The following is a 17,748-nucleotide window of genomic DNA, read 5'->3' as shown; positions in this document are numbered from 1 at the left end:
CTTGAGAACCCGCCAAGTACCTGACAAGCATCCCTGATAAACTGCGCCCCATTCGCCCCGATAACTCAGACTCCCCAATGCCCCTACAAACCGCTCCACTCACCCGCCGCTTTTCCGTCGCCCCTATGATGGACTGGACCGACGCCCACTGTCGCTTCTTCCTACGCATCCTCTCCAAACACGCCCTGCTCTACACCGAAATGGTCACCACCGGCGCCTTGCTCAACGGCGACCACGAACGCTTCCTGCGCCATCACCCATCCGAACACCCCCTGGCCCTGCAACTAGGCGGCAGTGTCCCAGCCGACCTGGCTGCCTGCGCCCGTATGGCCCAGGAGCACGGTTACGACGAGGTGAACCTCAACGTCGGCTGCCCCAGCGATCGGGTGCAGAACAATATGATCGGCGCGTGCCTGATGGGGCATCCGGATTTGGTGGCTGACTGTGTGAAAGCCATGCGCGATGCGGTATCAATTCCGGTGACGGTCAAGCATCGCATCGGGATCAATGGGCGGGACAGTTACGAGCAGTTGTGTGAGTTTGTCGGGACGGTGCGCGAGGCCGGGTGCACGAGTTTCACCGTGCATGCGCGAATTGCGATTCTGGAGGGGCTGTCGCCGAAGGAGAATCGCGACATCCCGCCGCTGCGTTATGACGTGGCCGCGCGGTTGAAGGCGGATTTTCCGGAGTTGGAGATTGTGCTCAACGGCGGGATCAAGACGCTGGAGGCCTGCCACGAGCATCTGCAGACGTTCGACGGTGTGATGCTGGGGCGCGAGGCGTATCACAACCCGTACCTGCTGGCCGAGGTGGATCAACAGCTGTTCGGCAGCACCGCGCCGATCATCAGCCGGGCCGAGGCGCTGGCGCAGTTGCGACCTTATATTGCCGATCACCTGGCCGCCGGTGGCGCAATGCATCACATCACCCGTCACGTGCTCGGGCTGGGTACCGGTTTTCCAGGGGCGCGGCGGTTTCGCCAGTTGTTGTCGGTGGATATCCACAAGACCAAGGATCCGCTGGCGTTGCTCGATCAGGCGGGGCAACTGCTGGAAGGGCGTTAACCGTCACTTGCTTTGAACCTGCGCGCTGTTTTGGCATCGTATCTACCGATACCGCCCCGGCCTTTCAAACAGCCGTTTTCAGGTTGTTGCCGCTGGGGCCCGTCGATCCCCCTTCACGCCCTTGAGTGGCTGCCAGCCCTCGGGTAATGTCAACGGACCCATAGGACAGAGCACGCTCATGACTTCCAAGCTGGAACAACTCAAACAGTTCACCACCGTCGTGGCCGACACCGGCGACTTCGAGGCCATCGCCCGCGTCAAGCCCGTGGACGCTACCACCAACCCTTCCCTGCTGCTCAAGGCGTCGGCCATTCAAGGTTATGCCGAGCAACTGAACGCCTGCGTGGCGGACTGCAAGGGCGATGTGGGCCTGGCCAGCGACCGTTTTGCCGTGGCGGTTGGGCAAGAAATCCTGAAAGTGATCCCGGGGCGTATTTCCACTGAAGTGGACGCGCGCCTGTCGTTCGACACCGAGGCCATGTTGAAGCGTGCGCATCGCCTGATCGATCTGTACGAAAAGGCCGGCATTGGCCGCGAGCGCGTGCTGATCAAGATCGCTTCCACCTGGGAAGGTATTCGCGCCGCCGAGCAGCTGGAGCGTGAAGGCATCCAGTGCAACCTGACCCTGCTGTTCTCCTTCGCCCAGGCCGCCGCCTGCGCCGATGCCGGGGTGTTCCTGATTTCGCCGTTCGTGGGCCGTATCTACGACTGGTACAAGAAAGCCAATGGCAACGACTACACCGGCGCTGATGATCCAGGCGTGCAGTCGGTGACGCGCATCTACAACTACTACAAGGCCAATGACTACAAGACCGTGGTCATGGGCGCGAGCTTCCGCAACCTCAACCAGATCGAGCAACTGGCCGGCTGCGACCGCCTGACCGTCAGCCCGGACCTGCTGGAAAAACTCGCCGCCGACGAAGGCAAGCTGGAGCGCAAACTGGCGCCAGGGCAAGCCGGGGAAGCGCGCTTGATCCTCAATGAAGCGCAGTTCCGCTGGTTGTCCAATGAGGACGCCATGGCGACCGAGAAACTGGCAGAAGGTATTCGTCAGTTTGCCCGGGACCAGGAGAAGCTGGAGGCGTTGCTGCAAGCCAAGCTTTGAGCTGATTCACAAAGGCATGCAAAAAGGGCGAACCTTGGTGGGTTCGCCCTTTTTTATGTGGCTTGGCCTGAGGGGAATGGCGGATCGATAAACGCTATCGCGAGCAAGCCAGGTGACTGCATTCCAATGAGGGAGCGAGCTTGCTCCGGGCGGCGTTCCGACGATGAGGCCGGTCAGCCTAAGCAAAACCCAGGGGTCAAGGCCCTTCCAGCGCATTCACCAGGTCATGGAAGGCTTCACGATTGGAATCGTTGAGCCCCATCAGGATCTTGTGGGCTTCGAGCACCTTGATCCGCACTTCTTCCTCGGACTGGTCCTGGTCAGGCAGGTCGTCCAGGCATTCCGGGCACGGCACAGGGTCGCCCACGATGTTGAACACCTGGTCGAAGCCCATCGATTGCAGTAGACGGGTAATGTCGTTGTGGGTGGTGACGACAGTCGGCAGCAGGCCGACCTTCTGCCGCGACAGGATCGACAGTTTGGCCAGCAGGCCCAATGTGGTGCTGTCGATGCTGCGGGTTTCGGTCAGGTCGATCACGATGGCGTTGAAATTCAACGAAGTGAAGATCCGCTCAATAGTCGCATCCAGCGCCGAACACAGAGTCAGGCGCACTTCACCGACAAACTTCAGGACAAAGGTGCCGTCCTGCTCGGCGAACTGGATTCTACCGGTACTCATCAAAGGTTCCTGCTCAACACTAACAGGGCGATATCATCCGGCATCTCCCCGAGCGTGGCTAATCCAAACACTTGACGCAAGCCTTCCAGGCTGCCGCCCGCTGCACTCACCCGTTCAGGCAAGGCCGCTTCTTTCTCTTTGAGTGTAGGTTCTGTCAAAAGATCCAAAATGCCATCAGACATCAGCGTCAGGCTGAATGTCGGCGGCAATTCCAGTACGTGGTCTTCGTAGGTGGCCTCGTTGAACAGGCCCACCGGCAAACCGCGCCCTTCCAGGTAACGCACACTGTCTGGTGTATACAACACAGGCAAAGGCAGGTGGCCGCCGATGCTATAGGTCAACAAACCAGTCTCCTCGTCGATGACTCCACCGACCATTGTGACGTGTTTGCCCAGCTTACAACTGATCAGGCCTCGGTTGATATGCCCAAGGACCTCAGAAGGCTTGAATTCTGGCAGAGTGCCATTACGTTTGGACTCGAACAACAGGCGCGTGGTCATGAACTTCAACAGCACCGTGACGAATGCCGAAGAAGCACCATGGCCGGAAACGTCCGCCAGATAGAACGCTACACGCCGCTCGTCGACCCGAAAATAGTCCACGAAATCGCCCGACAGGTACAACGACGGGATGATCTGGTGGGCAAAACGGAAATCGTCGACGGTCCAGGGGCTGACCGGCAGCATGTTCATCTGCACCTGGCGCCCAGCGTTCTGGTCTTCCTGCAACAGGTTCAGGCTGGCTTCCAGCTCGCGGTTGGCGGTTTCCAGCTTCTCGCGGTAGCGCTGGTTTTCCACCAACAGGCGCGAGCGGTCCAAGGCCCGGCGCACCGAGTGCTCGAGCACCGCAAGGTCTTCAAGGGGCTTGATCAGGTAATCCGCCGCGCCCAGGCGCAACGCCTCGACCGCGTCGTTCATCACGCCTGCGCCCGAAACCACGATCACCGGGGTCTGCGAGGAAATCTCGGTGACCTGGCGAATGAGTTCGAGTCCGCCCATCTGCGGCATGCGCAGGTCGCAGATGACCAGGTCGGGCTTGTCTTGCTCGAATACCTGAAGACCCTGTTGGCCATTGCTGGCCTGCAGGACGCTGAAACCACTGTCTTCCAAGTAGGCTGCGAGACTGGCTCGCACCACTTCGTCATCATCGATTATCAGCAGCGTGGCACTGGTTTTTGGCATGTGGGCAAACGGCGCCAGAATTAGGTTGGCGTAGCGGGCTGGGCCGTCTGGCCTTGCACGCACTACTGGATTCGCTTTCTAGCCTCTCTGTCGTACCGGTTTCAGGCCATTGCCCTACACACAACTACACCAGAGGTGCCCTTCTAAGGCGCAGACGGTACTCCCATCCGCGGGGCGTTTCAAGCTCAGGCAGATAGCCGCTTGCCGTCTTTATTTGTCAAAGTACAGAGAGTTATAAGAACCGAGCGAAGCGTAACTCAATGGAAGGATCAAACCCGCTCAAACACGACGCCAAAGCACAGAGGCGGCCTTTTTGGCCGCCTTCGTGGTTTTACAGGTCGGAATTAAAAATCGTCTTCGACCTGGCCATCCTTGACCTTGAATTCGCGGTTTTGCAAATAGGCGTTGCGGATGAAGACATACTTGTCGCCGCTCACCATCTTCTCGGCCGACAACAGGCTGGCGCGAGTGTCGACGACGTTCAGGCCTCGAATAGAGTTACGCACCGAGACGTTATCGATATAACGATACGGGGCGGTGTAGTCATCGACCAGCTTGGCCGGCGCGTCACGCAGGGTACTTGGCCCCAGCAGCGGCAGCATGACATATGGCCCGCTGCCCAGGCCCCAGTAGCCCAAGGTCTGGCCAAAATCTTCATCGCTGCGCTGCAGGCCCATCTGGGTGCCCACATCAAAGAAACCCAGCAGGCCGAAGGTGGTGTTGAAGATCAACCGGGCGGTGTCGACCCCGGCAGCGGCCGGCTTGGCCTGCAGCACGTTGTTGGCCAGGTTGCCCACGTCACCGATGTTGCGGAACATGTTGTGGACGCCGTCTTCGAGGAACTGCGGCGTCACATATTGATAACCCTGGGCCAGTGGCTTGAGCGCGTAGGTATCAATGGTGTCGTTGAAGGTAAAGATCGGACGGTTGATGCTTTCCCAAGGATCTTCTTCCGTGGCGGCCTGGGCAGCGAACGGAACCAGCACGACGCTGGCAGACAAACACAGCTGAGCTAGACGATGGCTCCAGCGCATAGGGGAAAACTCCTTGGATTAATCAGGCAAGGGCGCCGAGCCCAGGCGGTAAGGTGGCTAGTATAAGACGGAACGCGTGGATAGGCAGCACCGAAAAAACAAGCACGCCGTAGGACGTTTCCACGACTGGCAGCCTTCACTTCACTGTCACCGGACTGTCATCGCGGCCCTTTAGGCTGCAGGTTATTTCAAGGACGTTCCCATGCCCCGCGCTGAAGCCCTGCCCCTCCTCGCCCCCAGCCTGACCGCCGTACTGTTTGGCCTGAGCGGATGCCTGGTGGATTTCGGTGCGCGCATCCGCCAACCAGGGGCAGCGCCGGTCGAGCATGCGCAGCCAACACCGGGCGCCCTTGAGAGCTTGCACCACCTGCAGCTTCAGGAAATCCCCTGCGCCTGGCTCGACGAACTGCCACCTGCCGTCAGCCATGCCTTGGCGGCCTCATTGCCGACGTGGATCAAGCCGCCGCAACTTCCAGCAACAAATAATCCTTGGCCAGCGCCACATGCCTGCTGGCAGGCGCTGATGGCGCTGAACGTCCAGCAACTGGACGGTTGCGTGTTGGTCAGTGGCGAACCCCGGTTGTTGCAGTCAGGGCTCAACGCCGGTTTATGGACCATCGGATTGGCGTCCTGCGGCTCGCTATGTGGCCTGACGCCTGATGAATGGCAGGCGCTGAGCCAACAGCAACGGGAAATCAAACGCGCCAAGGCCACCGTGCAATTGTTCGGCCTGGGGGTGCATTCGGTGATCGATCACCTGGGCGAACTCGACACTTGCCTGGCGGACATCAGCCTGCGCCGACTCAAAGGCGAGAAGCCATGACCGGGATCATGCAGGGAGCGCGAGGGTAGATTACTCTTAAGACAGGCCATGGACTTTTGACCCAGCGTCGCGGTCCATGGCAGTGCCTATCAATAAAGGGAGTACGCCAATGCCTGCCCGCGAATTGCAAGAACAGCTCAACAAACTGCGCGAGCAATTGGAACAGAATCCACCCCTGTCCGAAACCGAACGCGCAGACCTGCAGGCGCTGATGCAACAGATCGAATTTGAGCTTGAACTGGAAACCCAAACACAGGACACCAACCTCGCTGACAATGTGAACCTGGCCGTCGAACGCTTCGAGCTGGAGCACCCCACGCTGGCCGGGACCTTGCGCAACATCGTGCAAGCCTTGGGCAACATGGGGATCTGAACCCTTCGCATGCAAAAAGCCCTGCTAACTAGCAGGGCTTTTTAGTTTCACATGTCTGCAATGCAATCCCTCTGTGGGAGCGAGCTTGCTCGCGATAGCGGTGTATCAGCCAACCTCCATGTTGGATGTGCTGCCCTCATCGCGAGCAAGCTCGCTCCCACAACAGCTCACTTCCTCAAGGAAAGTTTATTGCCGGACCAGACGATGGTTCGGCAGTTGAACGTCTTCGGTACTGCGATACGGGTTGATATCCAGCCCGCCCCGACGCACATACCGCGCGTACACCGTCAATTTCTCCGGCTTGAGCAAGCGCTGCAGGTCGAGAAAGATCCGTTCCACGCACTGCTCATGGAAATCCGAATGCTGGCGGAAGCTGACGATGTAGGCCAGCAGGCTGGCGGGATCCAGGGCCGCACCGCGATATTCCACCGCCACGCTGCCCCAGTCCGGCTGGCTGGTCACCGGGCAGTTGGACTTGAGCAGATGGCTGTGCAGGCTTTGCTCGACGATGCGCGAGGCATCACAACGCAGCAGTTCCGGGCGCGGGTGCGCGTAGGAGTCGACGCTGATGTCCAAATCGTCGATGCACGTACCGGGCAATGCCACGATACCTTCACGCTCCACATCCTTGAGGCTGCGGATCCGCACACCCACTGCTTTACCGGCAGCCGCCGACAGGTCCTGGCGCAGGGTCGCTTCCAGGCTCGCGGTATCGGCAAACGGGGTCTGGTTCAAGGAGTTGAGGTACAGCTTGAAGGATTTGGACTCGATGATATTCGGCGAATCCGCCGGGATCGCGAATTCACCGATGGCCACCACCGGTTTGCCGGACGGCAGCAGCCACGACAGCTCGAAGCAGTTCCAGAAATCCACGCCCTTGTACGGCAGGGTCTCGGCCGTCAGGCCCAATTCCGCCCATTTCGCCGTGCGCGGGATCGGGAACAGCAGTGACGGTGTGTACGTGGCGATGTATTCGCTGGATTTGCCCAGCGGCGAATGTTCGGCTGCGGGATGCATGACGGAAACCTGACTGAAGAATCAGCCGATTCTATCAGCCTTTGCCGCAGCCTTTGAGTGCTTACTGACTGACTGTCAGGTCGCCCTTCATCCCGGCCTGGTAATGACCGGGAACATTGCAGGCAAATTCCAGCCGGGTAGCCTTATCGAAGGCCCAGGTCAGCTCGGCGGACTTGCCCGGCTCAACCAGCACGCTGTTAGCGTCGTCGTGGCGCATCATGCCGTCTTTACCACCGTGCTCCATCGAGGCCGGATTCATCGAGGCATGGTCCATTCCCGGCTTCATCCCGGTCGGCGTCAACATGCCGCTCTGTTGCATCTTGAGCATTTCCTGCTGGTGCTGGGCATGCATCGCGGCGTTACCGAGGTTGAATTCGTGCAACAACTGGCCTTTATTGATGAGTACAAACCGCACCGTCTCGCCTGCCTTGATATCCAGCGTGCCAGGATTGAACGACATGTCGCCCATCACCACCTCGATGGTGCGACTGGCCTTGGCCGCCGGTGCGGGCTGGCCGAAATCAAAGTGCGCACCGGGAGACGCCCACAACGAGGTACTCAATACCCACACAGAGGCGGCCAGGATCAGACGGTTTACCATCAACATATTCATACTCCGACAAGGTAAGGTTCAACTTGCCCAAGACTCTAGATCGGTGCGGCTGCCAATTGACTGACAGTTGCATTACAACTCTGTCAGGTTGTGCCACGGCCCTGGCCGCTGCGGTATAACGCCCACGTTAAAACCATGCCCTGAGCTGCCCATGAAACTGCTGATCGTCGAAGACCAAACCAAAACCGGCCAATACCTGCGCCAAGGCCTGGGCGAAGCCGGGTTCAACGCCGACCTGGTGGCCGATGGCATCACCGGCCAGCAACTGGCCTTGAGCGGTGAATACGCCCTGCTGATCCTCGACGTGATGTTGCCCGGCCGCGATGGCTGGCAGATCCTGCAAGCCGTCCGTGGCGCCGGGCTGGATACACCGGTGCTGTTTCTCACCGCGCGGGATGCGATACAGGATCGCGTACACGGCCTGGAGCTGGGCGCCGATGATTACCTGGTCAAGCCCTTTGCCTTTTCCGAGTTGCTGGCACGGGTGCGCAGCCTGTTGCGTCGAGGCAGTTCGACGCAACAGGAAACCAGCCTGCAACTGGCCGACTTGCGCCTGGACCTGATTCGCCGTCGCGTCGAACGCAGCGGCCGACGCATCGACCTCACCGCCAAGGAATTCGCCTTGCTGGAAATGCTTCTGCGCCGCCAGGGCGAAGTGCTGCCCAAATCGCTGATCGCGTCCCAGGTCTGGGACATGAATTTTGACAGCGACACCAACGTCATCGAGGTCGCGATCCGGCGCCTGCGAATCAAGATTGACGATGACTTCCCCAGCAAACTCATCCATACCGTGCGGGGCATGGGCTATGTGCTTGAAGAGCGCAGCCTGTGAGGGGCCGGTGGTCGCTGAGCAGCCGCCTGGCCCTGCTGTTCGCCGCCTGCACCGCGGTGGTGTCGTTGTTTGCCGGGGTGTTGTTCAGCCGCGGCAGCGAGGCGCATTTCATCGAGCTGGACCAGCAACTGCTCGAAGGCAAGCTGATCGGTCTGCGCCGGGCCCTGCAAGACCTTGACGCCGAGCAGACCCAGCGCCGCCTGGAAGATGAATTGAGCCGTCAGGCCGACCTGGCGCTGCGCATCAAGGGCAGCGACGGTGTGCGCTGGTACGACAGTTCGATCCGGATTCCGGCCCAGTTGCCGGAGCAACCCGGCCTGTCGACCCTCAGCGATGCCGACAACGATTACCGAGTGTTGAACGCGCCCTTGCACCCCAATCGAGCCGATTCGCCGCAACTGACCCTGTTGCTGGACATCACCCACCACCAGCACTTCCTGCAACGCATGCAGCGCCTGATCTGGCTGACCGTCGGCCTCTCGGCCCTGGCCACCGCCCTGCTCGGTGCCTGGGCCGCCCGGCGGGCCTTGCGCCCCTTGCGACGCATGGGCGCCATTGCCGGCAGTGTCTCGGCCCGCTCACTCAACGCCCGACTGCCCGAAGAGCAAATGCCCGCCGAACTGGCGGAATTGGCCCACAGCATCAACGCCATGCTCGGACGCCTCGACGATGCATTTCAGCGGCTCTCAGCGTTCTCTGCCGACATCGCCCATGAATTACGCACGCCGCTGTCGAACTTGCTGACCCACACCCAGGTCACCCTCACTCGCGAACGCCCCCTGGAGGATTACCGCGAGGCGTTGCACAGCAATCTCGAAGAACTGCAATGGATGGCGCAACTGGTCAACGACATGCTGTACCTGGCCAAGGCCGACCACGGCTTGCTGGCGCTCAATCGCGAACCGCTGCAATTGGCCGAGGAAGTGGACGTGCTGCTGGACTTCTTCGCGCCGCTGGCCGAAGACACCAACGTCCGCCTGAGCCGCGAGGGCGATGGCCGCATAGAGGGTGACCGCAACATGTTGCGCCGGGCGCTCTCCAACCTGCTGGACAACGCCCTGCGCTTCACCCCCGCTGACGGCGAAGTGCGGGTGCAGATTGTCGATGCGACTCAAGGGATGAGCGTCAGTGTGGAGAACAGTGGCGAAGGAATTGCAGCGGACTTGCTGCCGCGCCTGTTCGACCGCTTCTACCGCGCCGACCCGGCTCGCCAGGAGGGCAGCAGCGAACACGCGGGGCTCGGACTGGCCATCACCCGCTCAATTATCCGCGCCCATGGCGGGCAGATCCGCTGTGAATCGACCGATGGCTGGACGCGGTTCCTGATAGAGCTGCCAAAGACAAGCCAGCCCTGACACAAATCCCTGTGGCGAGGGAGCTTGCTCCCGCTGGAGTGCGAAGCGCTCCCAAAAATCTGAAAGCCCGCACATCATTTTGCATAAGCCCGCCGCTTTTGGGGCTGCTGCGCAGCCCAGCGGGAGCAAGCTCCCTCGCCACGGGGCTTCACGGGGTATCAGGAATACCGCAACGCCTGCGCCGGTTCGATCTTCGCCGCACGCCACGCCGGGTACACGGTGGCGAGGAAGCTCAGGATGAACCCGGCCGAGCAGATCAGCACCACGTCCCCACGCTGCAGCTCCGACGGCAGGTTGCTGACGAAGTACACGTCGGAACTGAAGATGTGCTGGCCGCTGACCCTTTCCAGCCAGCCCACCAGCGCACTGACGTTCAACGCCGCGATCACCCCCAGCACGCCGCCAATCAGCGTACCGACAACGCCGATCACCGTGCCCTGGACCATGAAGATCGCCATGATCTGCCGCGGCGTGGCGCCGATGGTGCGTAGGATCGCGATGTCCGCGCCTTTGTCGTTCACCACCATGATCAGGGTGGCGATGATGTTGAACGCCGCCACCGCGACGATCATCAGCAGCAGCAAGCCGATCATGGTTTTTTCCATTTTCATGGCACTGAACAGGCTGCCCTGGGTGTGGGTCCAATCGTCAGCCTTGTAGGCCGCGCCAAGGTTGGTGGCGATGTCACCGGAGACCTTCGGCGCCGCGTACAAATCCTTCACCGCCAGGCGCACGCTTTGTACCTGGTTCGGCTGCCAATGCTGCATCTGTGCGGCATCGGCCAGGTGGATCAGCGCCATGGAGCCGTCCAGCTCGGCGCCCACCTTGAACACACCCACCACATTCAGCCGCTGCATCCGTGGGGTGATGCCGCCGGGGGCCGTGCTGACTTCCGGCACGATCAGGGTGATTTTGTCGCCGACGTTCAGACGAAAACGCCGGGCGGTGATTTCGCCGATCACGACACCAAACTCGCCCGGCTTCAAGGCATCCAGACGCCCCTGGACGATATGCTGGGCGACAATGGACACCTTGCCTTCCTGGGCCGGGTCGACGCCGCTGATCTGGATCGGCTGCATCGAGCCCTTATGGCTGAGCATGCCCTCCATTTCGGTGAATGGCACCGCAGCGGTGACTTCAGGATTTTTCAGCGCCGCGGCGGCCACCGGTTGCCAGTCGTCGATCGGATTGACGCCGACGATCGTGGCGTGGGGCACCATGCCGAGGATGCGCGAGCTCATTTCGCGCTGGAAACCGTTCATCACCGACAACACCACGATCATCGCCAGCACACCCAGGGCGAGGCCGATCATCGAGGTCATGGATATGAACGAAACAAAGCGATTGCGGCGCTTGGCGCGGGTATAGCGCGTGCCGATGAAGATCGATAACGGTCTGAACATTCGCGGGGCACCGTATGAAAATAAAAGACCCGGCGCTTGCAGCAAGTACCGGGTTTCGGTCGGTCAGATGGGCGTCAGGCAACCTTCCTGCAAGTGCAGGACACGGTCCATCTGCCGGGCCAGGTTCATGTCGTGGGTCACCACCAGGAACGCGGTACGCATCGACGTGCTGAGCTCCAGCATCAAATCCTGGATGCCTTGGGCGGTGTGGGAGTCGAGGTTGCCGGTCGGCTCGTCGAGCATCACCAGCCCAGGCTTGTTGACCAAGGCCCGGGCAATCGCCACGCGCTGGCGTTCACCACCGGACAATTCGGCCGGCTTGTGCTCCAGGCGATGCCCCAGCCCTACCCGCTCCAGCAACGCCGTGGCGCGCTGACGGGCCTCAGGAATCGCCGTGCGGCCAATCAACAGCGGCATGCAGACGTTTTCCAGCGCGGTGAACTCGGGCAGCAAATGGTGAAACTGGTAGACGAAGCCCAGGGAACGGTTGCGCAGCAGGCCACGGGCTTTCTCGTTCAGTGCCGAAAGTTCTTCGCCAGCCAGCCAGACACTGCCGGCGGTTGGCGTATCCAGGCCGCCCAGCAGGTTGAGCAAGGTACTCTTGCCCGACCCGGAGGTGCCGACAATCGCCACGCGCTCGCCAGGATGCAGCTCCAGTTGCAGGCCCGACAACACCACCACCGACTCCGGGCCCTCCTCGTAGGATTTGCCCAGGTTGCGGCAACTCAAGATTGCTTTTTCACTCATGCCCGACTCACTCATAACGTAACGCCTCCGCAGGCTGGGTGCGCGCGGCACGCCAGGCAGGATACAGGGTGGCGAGGAAACTCAGGACCAACGCGGCGCCGCAGACCATCAACACGTCATCGACCTGCAATTGCGATGGCAGGTAGTCGATGAAGTACACGTCGGCGTTGAGAAACTTGTGCCCGATCAGGCCTTCAAGGGCGGCGATCGCGGCGCTGACGTTCAGCGCGGCGAACATCCCGACCAGGGCGCCGACAAACGTACCGATCACGCCAATGACCGTGCCCTGGACCATGAAGATCCGCATGATCTGCCCCGGCGTGGCGCCGAGGGTACGCAGGATCGCGATATCGCCCTTCTTGTCGTTCACCACCATCACCAGCGTGGAGATGATGTTGAACGCCGCCACGGCAACGATCAGCAACAGCAGCAGGCCGATCATGGCTTTTTCCATGCGGATCGCCTGGTACAGGTTGCCGTGGGTTCGGGTCCAGTCCCGGGCGTAGTAACGATCTTCGCCGAGTTGCTGGGCGATGGTCCACGCCACACGCGGTGCCTGGAACAGATCATCGAACTTCAACCGCAGGCCCTGGACCTGATCCGGCTTCCAGCGATGCAGGCGCGCCAGGTCCTGGAGATTGGTGACGCCCAGGTAACCATCGAGCTCGCCAGCGCCGACATGGAAAATGCCGACCACGGTAAAGCGTTTCATGCGCGGGAACATGCCGCCCGGGGTCACGGTGACTTCCGGGGCGACGAAGGTCAGCTTGTCGCCAATGGCAACGCCGAGCTTGGCCGCGGCCTTATCGCCGATGACGATGCCGAAACTGCCTGGCGCCAGGTCATCGAGTTTTCCCTGCTGCATGAAGTTGTCGATGATCGACACCTGCCGCTCGAGCCCGGGGTCGATGCCATTGAGCAACACTTTGGACACCTTGCCGTCGTTGGTCAGCAGCCCTTGCATCTGGGTGAACGGCGCCACGGCCAGCACCTGCGGGTTCTGCTTGACCTTGGCGGCCAGGCTCGGCCAATCGCTGATGGCTTCGCCGGACTCAAGGGTCGCGTGGGGCACCATGCCCAGCACGCGGGTGCGCATCTCATGGTCGAAGCCGTTCATCACCGAGAGCACGACGATCATCACGACCACGCCAAGGGCCAGCCCGATGATGGACGTCAGGGAAATGAACGATACGAAATGATTGCGACGCTTTGCACGGGTATAACGCGTGCCGATAAATACGAAGAGAGGTCTGAACATGTCGGGGCTTGTTCGGAGGGAAAAGGAACGTCCTTGTGGCGGGGGTCACAAACCAGCTTTACACTCAGACCACCGCCGCTACCATGGGTTCGCCATGTCGACATTAGATGAAGAAGATCGCCGCGAATACTACCGTATCGAGGACACGATCGCACTGGAAATTCGGCCCCTGTCCATTCCTGAAGCTGCTGGCCAGGAAGTGTTGCAGGATGCTTCTCCATTGTTCAATCTGCTCAGTGAATTGCACCTGAGCGAATTCGAGTCACAGCACCTGCTGCGCCAGATCAGCGAGCGCGAACGCAGCATCGCGGCATACCTCAAGGCAATGAACAAACGCATCGACCTGCTCAGCCAGGTCATCGCCCTGACGGTGCTCGGCGAAATCGGCGAACCGCAACCGGTGATCATTTCCGAAGGCGGCGTCGACTTCCAATACCCCACGCCAATCGCCGTCGGCACCCATTTGTCGATCAAGCTGGTGCTGATGCCGCAAGCCCTCGGTCTGTTGCTGCGGGCGCGGGTCACCCACTGCGACCCCAAGGGCGATGGCTTCGACGTGGGCACCGAGTTCGAACGCCCGACCGACGCCCAGCGCCAGTTGCTGGCCCGCTACATCCTGCAGAAACAGGCGCAAGAGCGGCGCCTGGCCCGGGAACAGAACGACTCAGGTATCAATAAGGAAGAACCGTGACCCTCATTTATGGCCACCGCGGCGCCAAGGGCGAAGCGCCGGAAAACACCCTGACCGGTTTTCAGGAGTGCCTCAAGCACGGCGTACGCCGTTGCGAGCTGGACCTGCACCTTTCGATGGACGGCGAGTTGATGGTGATCCACGACCCGACCCTCAAGCGCACCACCGATCGCCGGGGCAAGGTGGTCGAGCATTCCGCCGCCGAGCTGGTGACCTACGATGCGCGCAAAGGTGGCCCGGGCTGGATCAAGCCGTGCCCGATCCCACGCCTGGAGGAGCTGTTCGAGAAGTGTGATTTCGAGCACTGGCAACTGGAGGTCAAAAGCGCCTCGCGCACCCGCGCCGCCGCTACGGTGCTGGGCATTCGCGAAATGGCCCAGCGTTTCGGGCTGCTGGACAAAATCACCATCACGTCCAGTTCCCGGGAAGTGCTCAAGGCAGCCCTGGACCTGACCCCGGACATCTCCCGCGGACTGGTGGCCGAATACGCCTGGCTCGACCCGTTGAAGGTCGCCCAGAGTTACGGCTGCGAGATTCTGGCGCTGAACTGGACCCTGTGCACGCCGGAACGCCTGATCAAGGCGCAACGCCAGGGGCTGCATGTGTCGGTGTGGACCGTCAACGAGCCCGCGCTGATGCGCAGGCTCGCCGATTTTGGCGCTGACAGCCTGATTACAGACTTTCCCGGTTTGGCCACTGCCACCCTCGAGAATTGCTGAAATCGGTCTCCCCGGCCGGCTCAGGCCACCGGCCGGAGCCGCTCAAAAAAGCCGGTTGAGCCCGTCATAGGCAGCTACCCGATAGGCTTCGGCCATGGTCGGGTAGTTGAACGTGGTGTTGACGAAGTACTTCAACGTGTTCAATTCGCCCGGCTGGTTCATGATCGCCTGGCCGATGTGCACGATCTCCGACGCCTGGTAGCCGAAGCAGTGCACGCCCAGTACTTCCAGGGTCTCGCGGTGGAACAGGATCTTCAGCATGCCTTGCGGCTCGCCGGCGATCTGCGCCCGCGCCATGCTCTTGAAGAAGGCCTTGCCCACTTCATACGGCACCTTGGCCTGGGTCAGCTCCTGCTCGTTCTTGCCGATCGAGCTGATCTCCGGAATGGTGTAGATCCCGGTCGGTACGTCGTTGACGAAGCGCCAGCTGCCGTTGTCGACAATACTGCCGGCGGCCGAACGGCCCTGGTCGTGGGCGGCACTGGCCAGGCTCGGCCAGCCAATCACGTCACCGGCACCGTAGATGTTCGGTACACAGGTACGGTAGTTTTCGTCGACTTCGATCTGGCCGCGGCTGTTGACCTTCACACCAATGTTTTCCAGGCCCAGGGTGTCGGTGTTACCGGTACGACCGTTACACCAGAGCAAGGCGTCGGCCTTGATCTTCTTGCCGGACTTGAGGTGCAGGATCACGCCATTGTCGACGCCTTCCACGCGGTCGTAGTCTTCGTTGTGGCGCACGGTGATGTTGTTGTTGCTGAAGTGATAGCTCAGGGCCTGGGAGATTTCCGAGTCCAGGAAGCTCAGCAACTGGCCGCGGTTATCCACCAGTTCCACCAGCACACCCAGGCCGCTGAAGATCGAGGCGTATTCGCAACCGATCACGCCAGCGCCGTAGACGATGAGCTTCCGCGGGGTGTGACCCAGACTCAGGATGGTGTCGCTGTCGTAGATACGTGCGTGGTTGAAATCGATGTCGGCCGGGCGATACGGGCGCGAACCGGTGGCGATGATGATGTGCTTGGCCACCAGTTTCTCGACCACGCCGTTGCCGCAAACCACTTCGACGGTCTGCTCATCAGCAAAACTGCCGGTGCCAAAGAATACGTCAACGCGATTGCGGGCGTAGTAGCCAGTGCGCGAGGCCACCTGCTTGGAGATCACCTTTTCGGCGCTCTTGAGCACGTCCGGGAAGGAGAACCAACGCGGTTCGCCGATGGCACGGAACATCGGGTTGGTGTTGAACTGCATGATCTGCCGGACCGAGTGACGCAAGGCCTTGGACGGGATGGTACCCAAGTGGGTGCAGTTGCCGCCGACCTGCCGACGGCTGTCGACCATCGCCACCTTGCGCCCTGCCTTGGCCGCGTTCATTGCCGCGCCTTCCCCCGCCGGGCCGGAACCCAGTACCACCACGTCGTAGTTGTAGACAGCCATGCGTACTCCTCAGAACAGGCCGCGGCACCACACTTGGCGCCGACGGCTAAATCATGCCGGCCCGCGGCATGAAGGAACAATTTGGGGCCGGTTCACGAGCCCGGCCACAGTCTATAGAAGCGTCAACGCCGCGCACATTACCCCTTGGTCGCGTCGTAGGCTAGTTTTGCCTGCGCTATTTCGCCACACCTACACTTTCACCAGCCTGTCATCGCTACTATTTCAGATTTGCCTTAATCAATGTGGCGAGGGAGCTTGCTCCCGCTGGGCTGCGCAGCAGACCCATTTTTGTGAGCGCTTCGCACTCAAGCGGGAGCAAGCTTCCTCGCCACAGGTCGCCTGCATCCTGAAGGCTGTCATCATTGGGTTTTTCCACCACTGATCCGTTCAAACACATCGTTGGTACGGGAGACAAAACGATTGCCATCGCGCAGTACAAAAAATACCCCGATGCGGTGCTTTTCGGCATAGTCCCAACCCCGCTCAGGACCGAGAATCAGCAACAGCGTCGATAGTCCATCGGCCATCAACGCTGAAGGATGAATCACCGTGACGGACGCCAGGTCATGTAGGACCGGCGCACCGGTGCGGGCATCAAACGTGTGGGAATAACGCCTGCCGCCCTGCTCGAAATACTTACGGTAGTCGCCCGAGGTGGAAACCCCGTAGCCGTTGACCTCGATGACACGCTCCGCCACTTGCCGGTCGTCCCGGGGCTCTTCCAGGGCGATACGCCAGGCCGAACCATCGGGCTTGCGCCCGACGGCCTTGAGTTCCCCGGTGGCTTCGACCAGGTAACTGTCGATGCCCAGGGCCTGGAGCCTGGCGGCGATGCGGTCGACCGCATAACCCGCGGCGATACTGTTGAAGTCGACTTCCACTGCCGCGTCTTTGCACAACCGGTCGCTCTCGATGCGCAAATGACCATGACCGACGCGCTGGCGCACCAAGGCCAAGGCTTCGGCGGTCGGCACTTTTTCTTCGCGAGACTGAGGACCGAAGCCCCACAGGTTCAGCAGCGGTTCCACAGTCAGGTCGAAGGAGCCGTCGCTTTGAACCGACAACTGCTCACCTACGCCGACCAACTCCAGGAGCGGGCCAGGCATGACCTGACAGCTATTGGCCGGCAGCGCGTTGAAACGCTCGATGTCCGAGTCGCTGCGATAGGTTGAGAGTTGCCGATCCACTTCGGCGAGGATGCTTTCCACCTCGGCCTGCACCGCTTTCGCAGTGGGCCCGGCAGAATGTCTGACGTACTGAATCGAATAATGACTGCCCATGGTCGGGCCATCGAAGCGCTCCAGGGTGTCGCCGTTGCCGCAACCCGACAACACGCCGGCCAGCACCACAAGGCCAATCCATCGTCCAGTTAACAAATCTTCATCTCCCCTCAAAACCGCGACCGCCATTATGAACT

18 protein-coding genes are annotated in these 17,748 nt (G+C 60.9%); 8 read left to right on the top strand and 10 right to left on the bottom strand.

The annotated features are described in order from the left end of the window. Positions 1–77 precede the first annotated feature (77 nt). Together dusA and tal are read left to right on the top strand one after the other, a co-directional pair. Positions 78–1,064 (top strand): tRNA dihydrouridine(20/20a) synthase DusA, encoded by a 987-nt coding sequence (dusA, locus tag V7773_RS08415; protein ID WP_442963457.1) that lies wholly within the window; start codon positions 78–80, stop codon positions 1,062–1,064. Between the two features lie 178 nt (positions 1,065–1,242). Beyond that, positions 1,243–2,169: a transaldolase gene (gene tal / locus V7773_RS08410; RefSeq protein ID WP_003199698.1), complete on the top strand. Its 927-nt coding sequence runs from the start codon at positions 1,243–1,245 to the stop codon at positions 2,167–2,169. A 196-nt stretch (positions 2,170–2,365) separates the two neighbouring features. Here the strand turns inward: tal and rssC are convergent, their stop codons facing one another. The 3 genes from rssC to V7773_RS08395 form a co-directional block, all read right to left on the bottom strand. Then, positions 2,366–2,848 carry an anti-sigma factor antagonist RssC gene (rssC, locus tag V7773_RS08405; RefSeq protein ID WP_028237685.1) on the bottom strand — a complete coding sequence of 161 codons (483 nt, stop codon included), beginning with the start codon at positions 2,846–2,848 and terminating at the stop codon, positions 2,366–2,368. After that, the gene (gene rssB, locus V7773_RS08400) at positions 2,848–4,029 is read right to left on the bottom strand and encodes a two-component system response regulator RssB (protein WP_053120765.1); all 1,182 of its coding nucleotides are present in this window, start codon (positions 4,027–4,029) and stop codon (positions 2,848–2,850) included. The genes rssC and rssB overlap by 1 nt, the downstream gene beginning before the upstream one ends. 344 nt (positions 4,030–4,373) lie before the next feature. After that, positions 4,374–5,063, bottom strand: coding sequence for an MlaA family lipoprotein (locus V7773_RS08395; RefSeq protein WP_003199692.1), 690 nt, complete (start codon positions 5,061–5,063; stop codon positions 4,374–4,376). Between the two features lie 202 nt (positions 5,064–5,265). Between V7773_RS08395 and V7773_RS08390 the strand changes: the two genes are divergently transcribed. After that, the gene (locus tag V7773_RS08390) at positions 5,266–5,886 is read left to right on the top strand and encodes an HAD family phosphatase (RefSeq protein ID WP_336072989.1); all 621 of its coding nucleotides are present in this window, start codon (positions 5,266–5,268) and stop codon (positions 5,884–5,886) included. 109 nt (positions 5,887–5,995) lie between these two features. Further along, complete coding sequence (locus V7773_RS08385) at positions 5,996–6,259, top strand: DUF4404 family protein (RefSeq protein WP_336072988.1); 264 nt, start codon at positions 5,996–5,998, stop codon at positions 6,257–6,259. A gap of 186 nt (positions 6,260–6,445) precedes the next feature. On the opposite strand, the gene queF is transcribed toward V7773_RS08385, so the two are convergent. Both queF and copI read right to left on the bottom strand, forming a co-directional pair. After that, on the bottom strand, positions 6,446–7,276 hold the full coding sequence (gene queF / locus V7773_RS08380) for an NADPH-dependent 7-cyano-7-deazaguanine reductase QueF (RefSeq protein ID WP_013692631.1): 831 nt from the start codon (positions 7,274–7,276) through the stop codon (positions 6,446–6,448). A gap of 61 nt (positions 7,277–7,337) precedes the next feature. Continuing rightward, the gene (copI, locus tag V7773_RS08375) at positions 7,338–7,883 is read right to left on the bottom strand and encodes a copper-resistant cuproprotein CopI (protein WP_336072987.1); all 546 of its coding nucleotides are present in this window, start codon (positions 7,881–7,883) and stop codon (positions 7,338–7,340) included. A 157-nt stretch (positions 7,884–8,040) separates the two neighbouring features. Between copI and V7773_RS08370 the strand changes: the two genes are divergently transcribed. Continuing rightward, entirely contained in the window at positions 8,041–8,721 is a 681-nt protein-coding gene (locus V7773_RS08370; protein ID WP_063322168.1) for a heavy metal response regulator transcription factor, read from the top strand. Beyond that, entirely contained in the window at positions 8,718–10,076 is a 1,359-nt protein-coding gene (locus V7773_RS08365; protein ID WP_336072986.1) for a heavy metal sensor histidine kinase, read from the top strand. The genes V7773_RS08370 and V7773_RS08365 overlap by 4 nt, the downstream gene beginning before the upstream one ends. Before the next feature lie 158 nt (positions 10,077–10,234). Here the strand turns inward: V7773_RS08365 and V7773_RS08360 are convergent, their stop codons facing one another. The 3 genes from V7773_RS08360 to V7773_RS08350 form a co-directional block, all read right to left on the bottom strand. Continuing rightward, positions 10,235–11,479, bottom strand: a complete 1,245-nt coding sequence (locus V7773_RS08360) for a lipoprotein-releasing ABC transporter permease subunit (RefSeq protein ID WP_063322170.1) — start codon at positions 11,477–11,479, stop codon at positions 10,235–10,237. Between the two features lie 63 nt (positions 11,480–11,542). Beyond that, a complete protein-coding gene (gene lolD, locus V7773_RS08355) occupies positions 11,543–12,226 on the bottom strand; it encodes a lipoprotein-releasing ABC transporter ATP-binding protein LolD (protein ID WP_162843734.1) in 684 nt (227 codons plus the stop codon). A gap of 7 nt (positions 12,227–12,233) precedes the next feature. After that, positions 12,234–13,484 carry a lipoprotein-releasing ABC transporter permease subunit gene (locus V7773_RS08350; RefSeq protein WP_063322171.1) on the bottom strand — a complete coding sequence of 417 codons (1,251 nt, stop codon included), beginning with the start codon at positions 13,482–13,484 and terminating at the stop codon, positions 12,234–12,236. 94 nt (positions 13,485–13,578) lie between these two features. On the opposite strand from V7773_RS08350, the gene V7773_RS08345 reads away from it, so the two are divergent. Both V7773_RS08345 and V7773_RS08340 read left to right on the top strand, forming a co-directional pair. Next, a complete protein-coding gene (locus V7773_RS08345) occupies positions 13,579–14,175 on the top strand; it encodes a PilZ domain-containing protein (RefSeq protein WP_063322172.1) in 597 nt (198 codons plus the stop codon). Next, entirely contained in the window at positions 14,172–14,894 is a 723-nt protein-coding gene (locus V7773_RS08340; RefSeq protein ID WP_063322173.1) for a glycerophosphodiester phosphodiesterase, read from the top strand. Before V7773_RS08345 ends, V7773_RS08340 begins: the two co-directional genes overlap by 4 nt. Positions 14,895–14,936: 42 nt before the next feature. Here V7773_RS08340 and sthA read toward each other — a convergent pair whose 3' ends face one another. Together sthA and V7773_RS08330 are read right to left on the bottom strand one after the other, a co-directional pair. After that, positions 14,937–16,331 (bottom strand): Si-specific NAD(P)(+) transhydrogenase, encoded by a 1,395-nt coding sequence (sthA, locus tag V7773_RS08335; RefSeq protein WP_003183399.1) that lies wholly within the window; start codon positions 16,329–16,331, stop codon positions 14,937–14,939. A 359-nt stretch (positions 16,332–16,690) separates the two neighbouring features. Then, the gene (locus V7773_RS08330; protein WP_442963456.1) at positions 16,691–17,740 is read right to left on the bottom strand and encodes an FAD:protein FMN transferase; all 1,050 of its coding nucleotides are present in this window, start codon (positions 17,738–17,740) and stop codon (positions 16,691–16,693) included. Positions 17,741–17,748: the final 8 nt, after the last annotated feature.

The organism is Pseudomonas sp. 3JA (assembly GCF_036961705.1).
GTDB classification, from domain to species: Bacteria; Pseudomonadota; Gammaproteobacteria; order Pseudomonadales; family Pseudomonadaceae; genus Aquipseudomonas; species Aquipseudomonas fluorescens_Q.
Note: the sequence above shows the minus strand (reverse complement) of the source record. Positions and strands in the feature narration are given on the sequence as shown.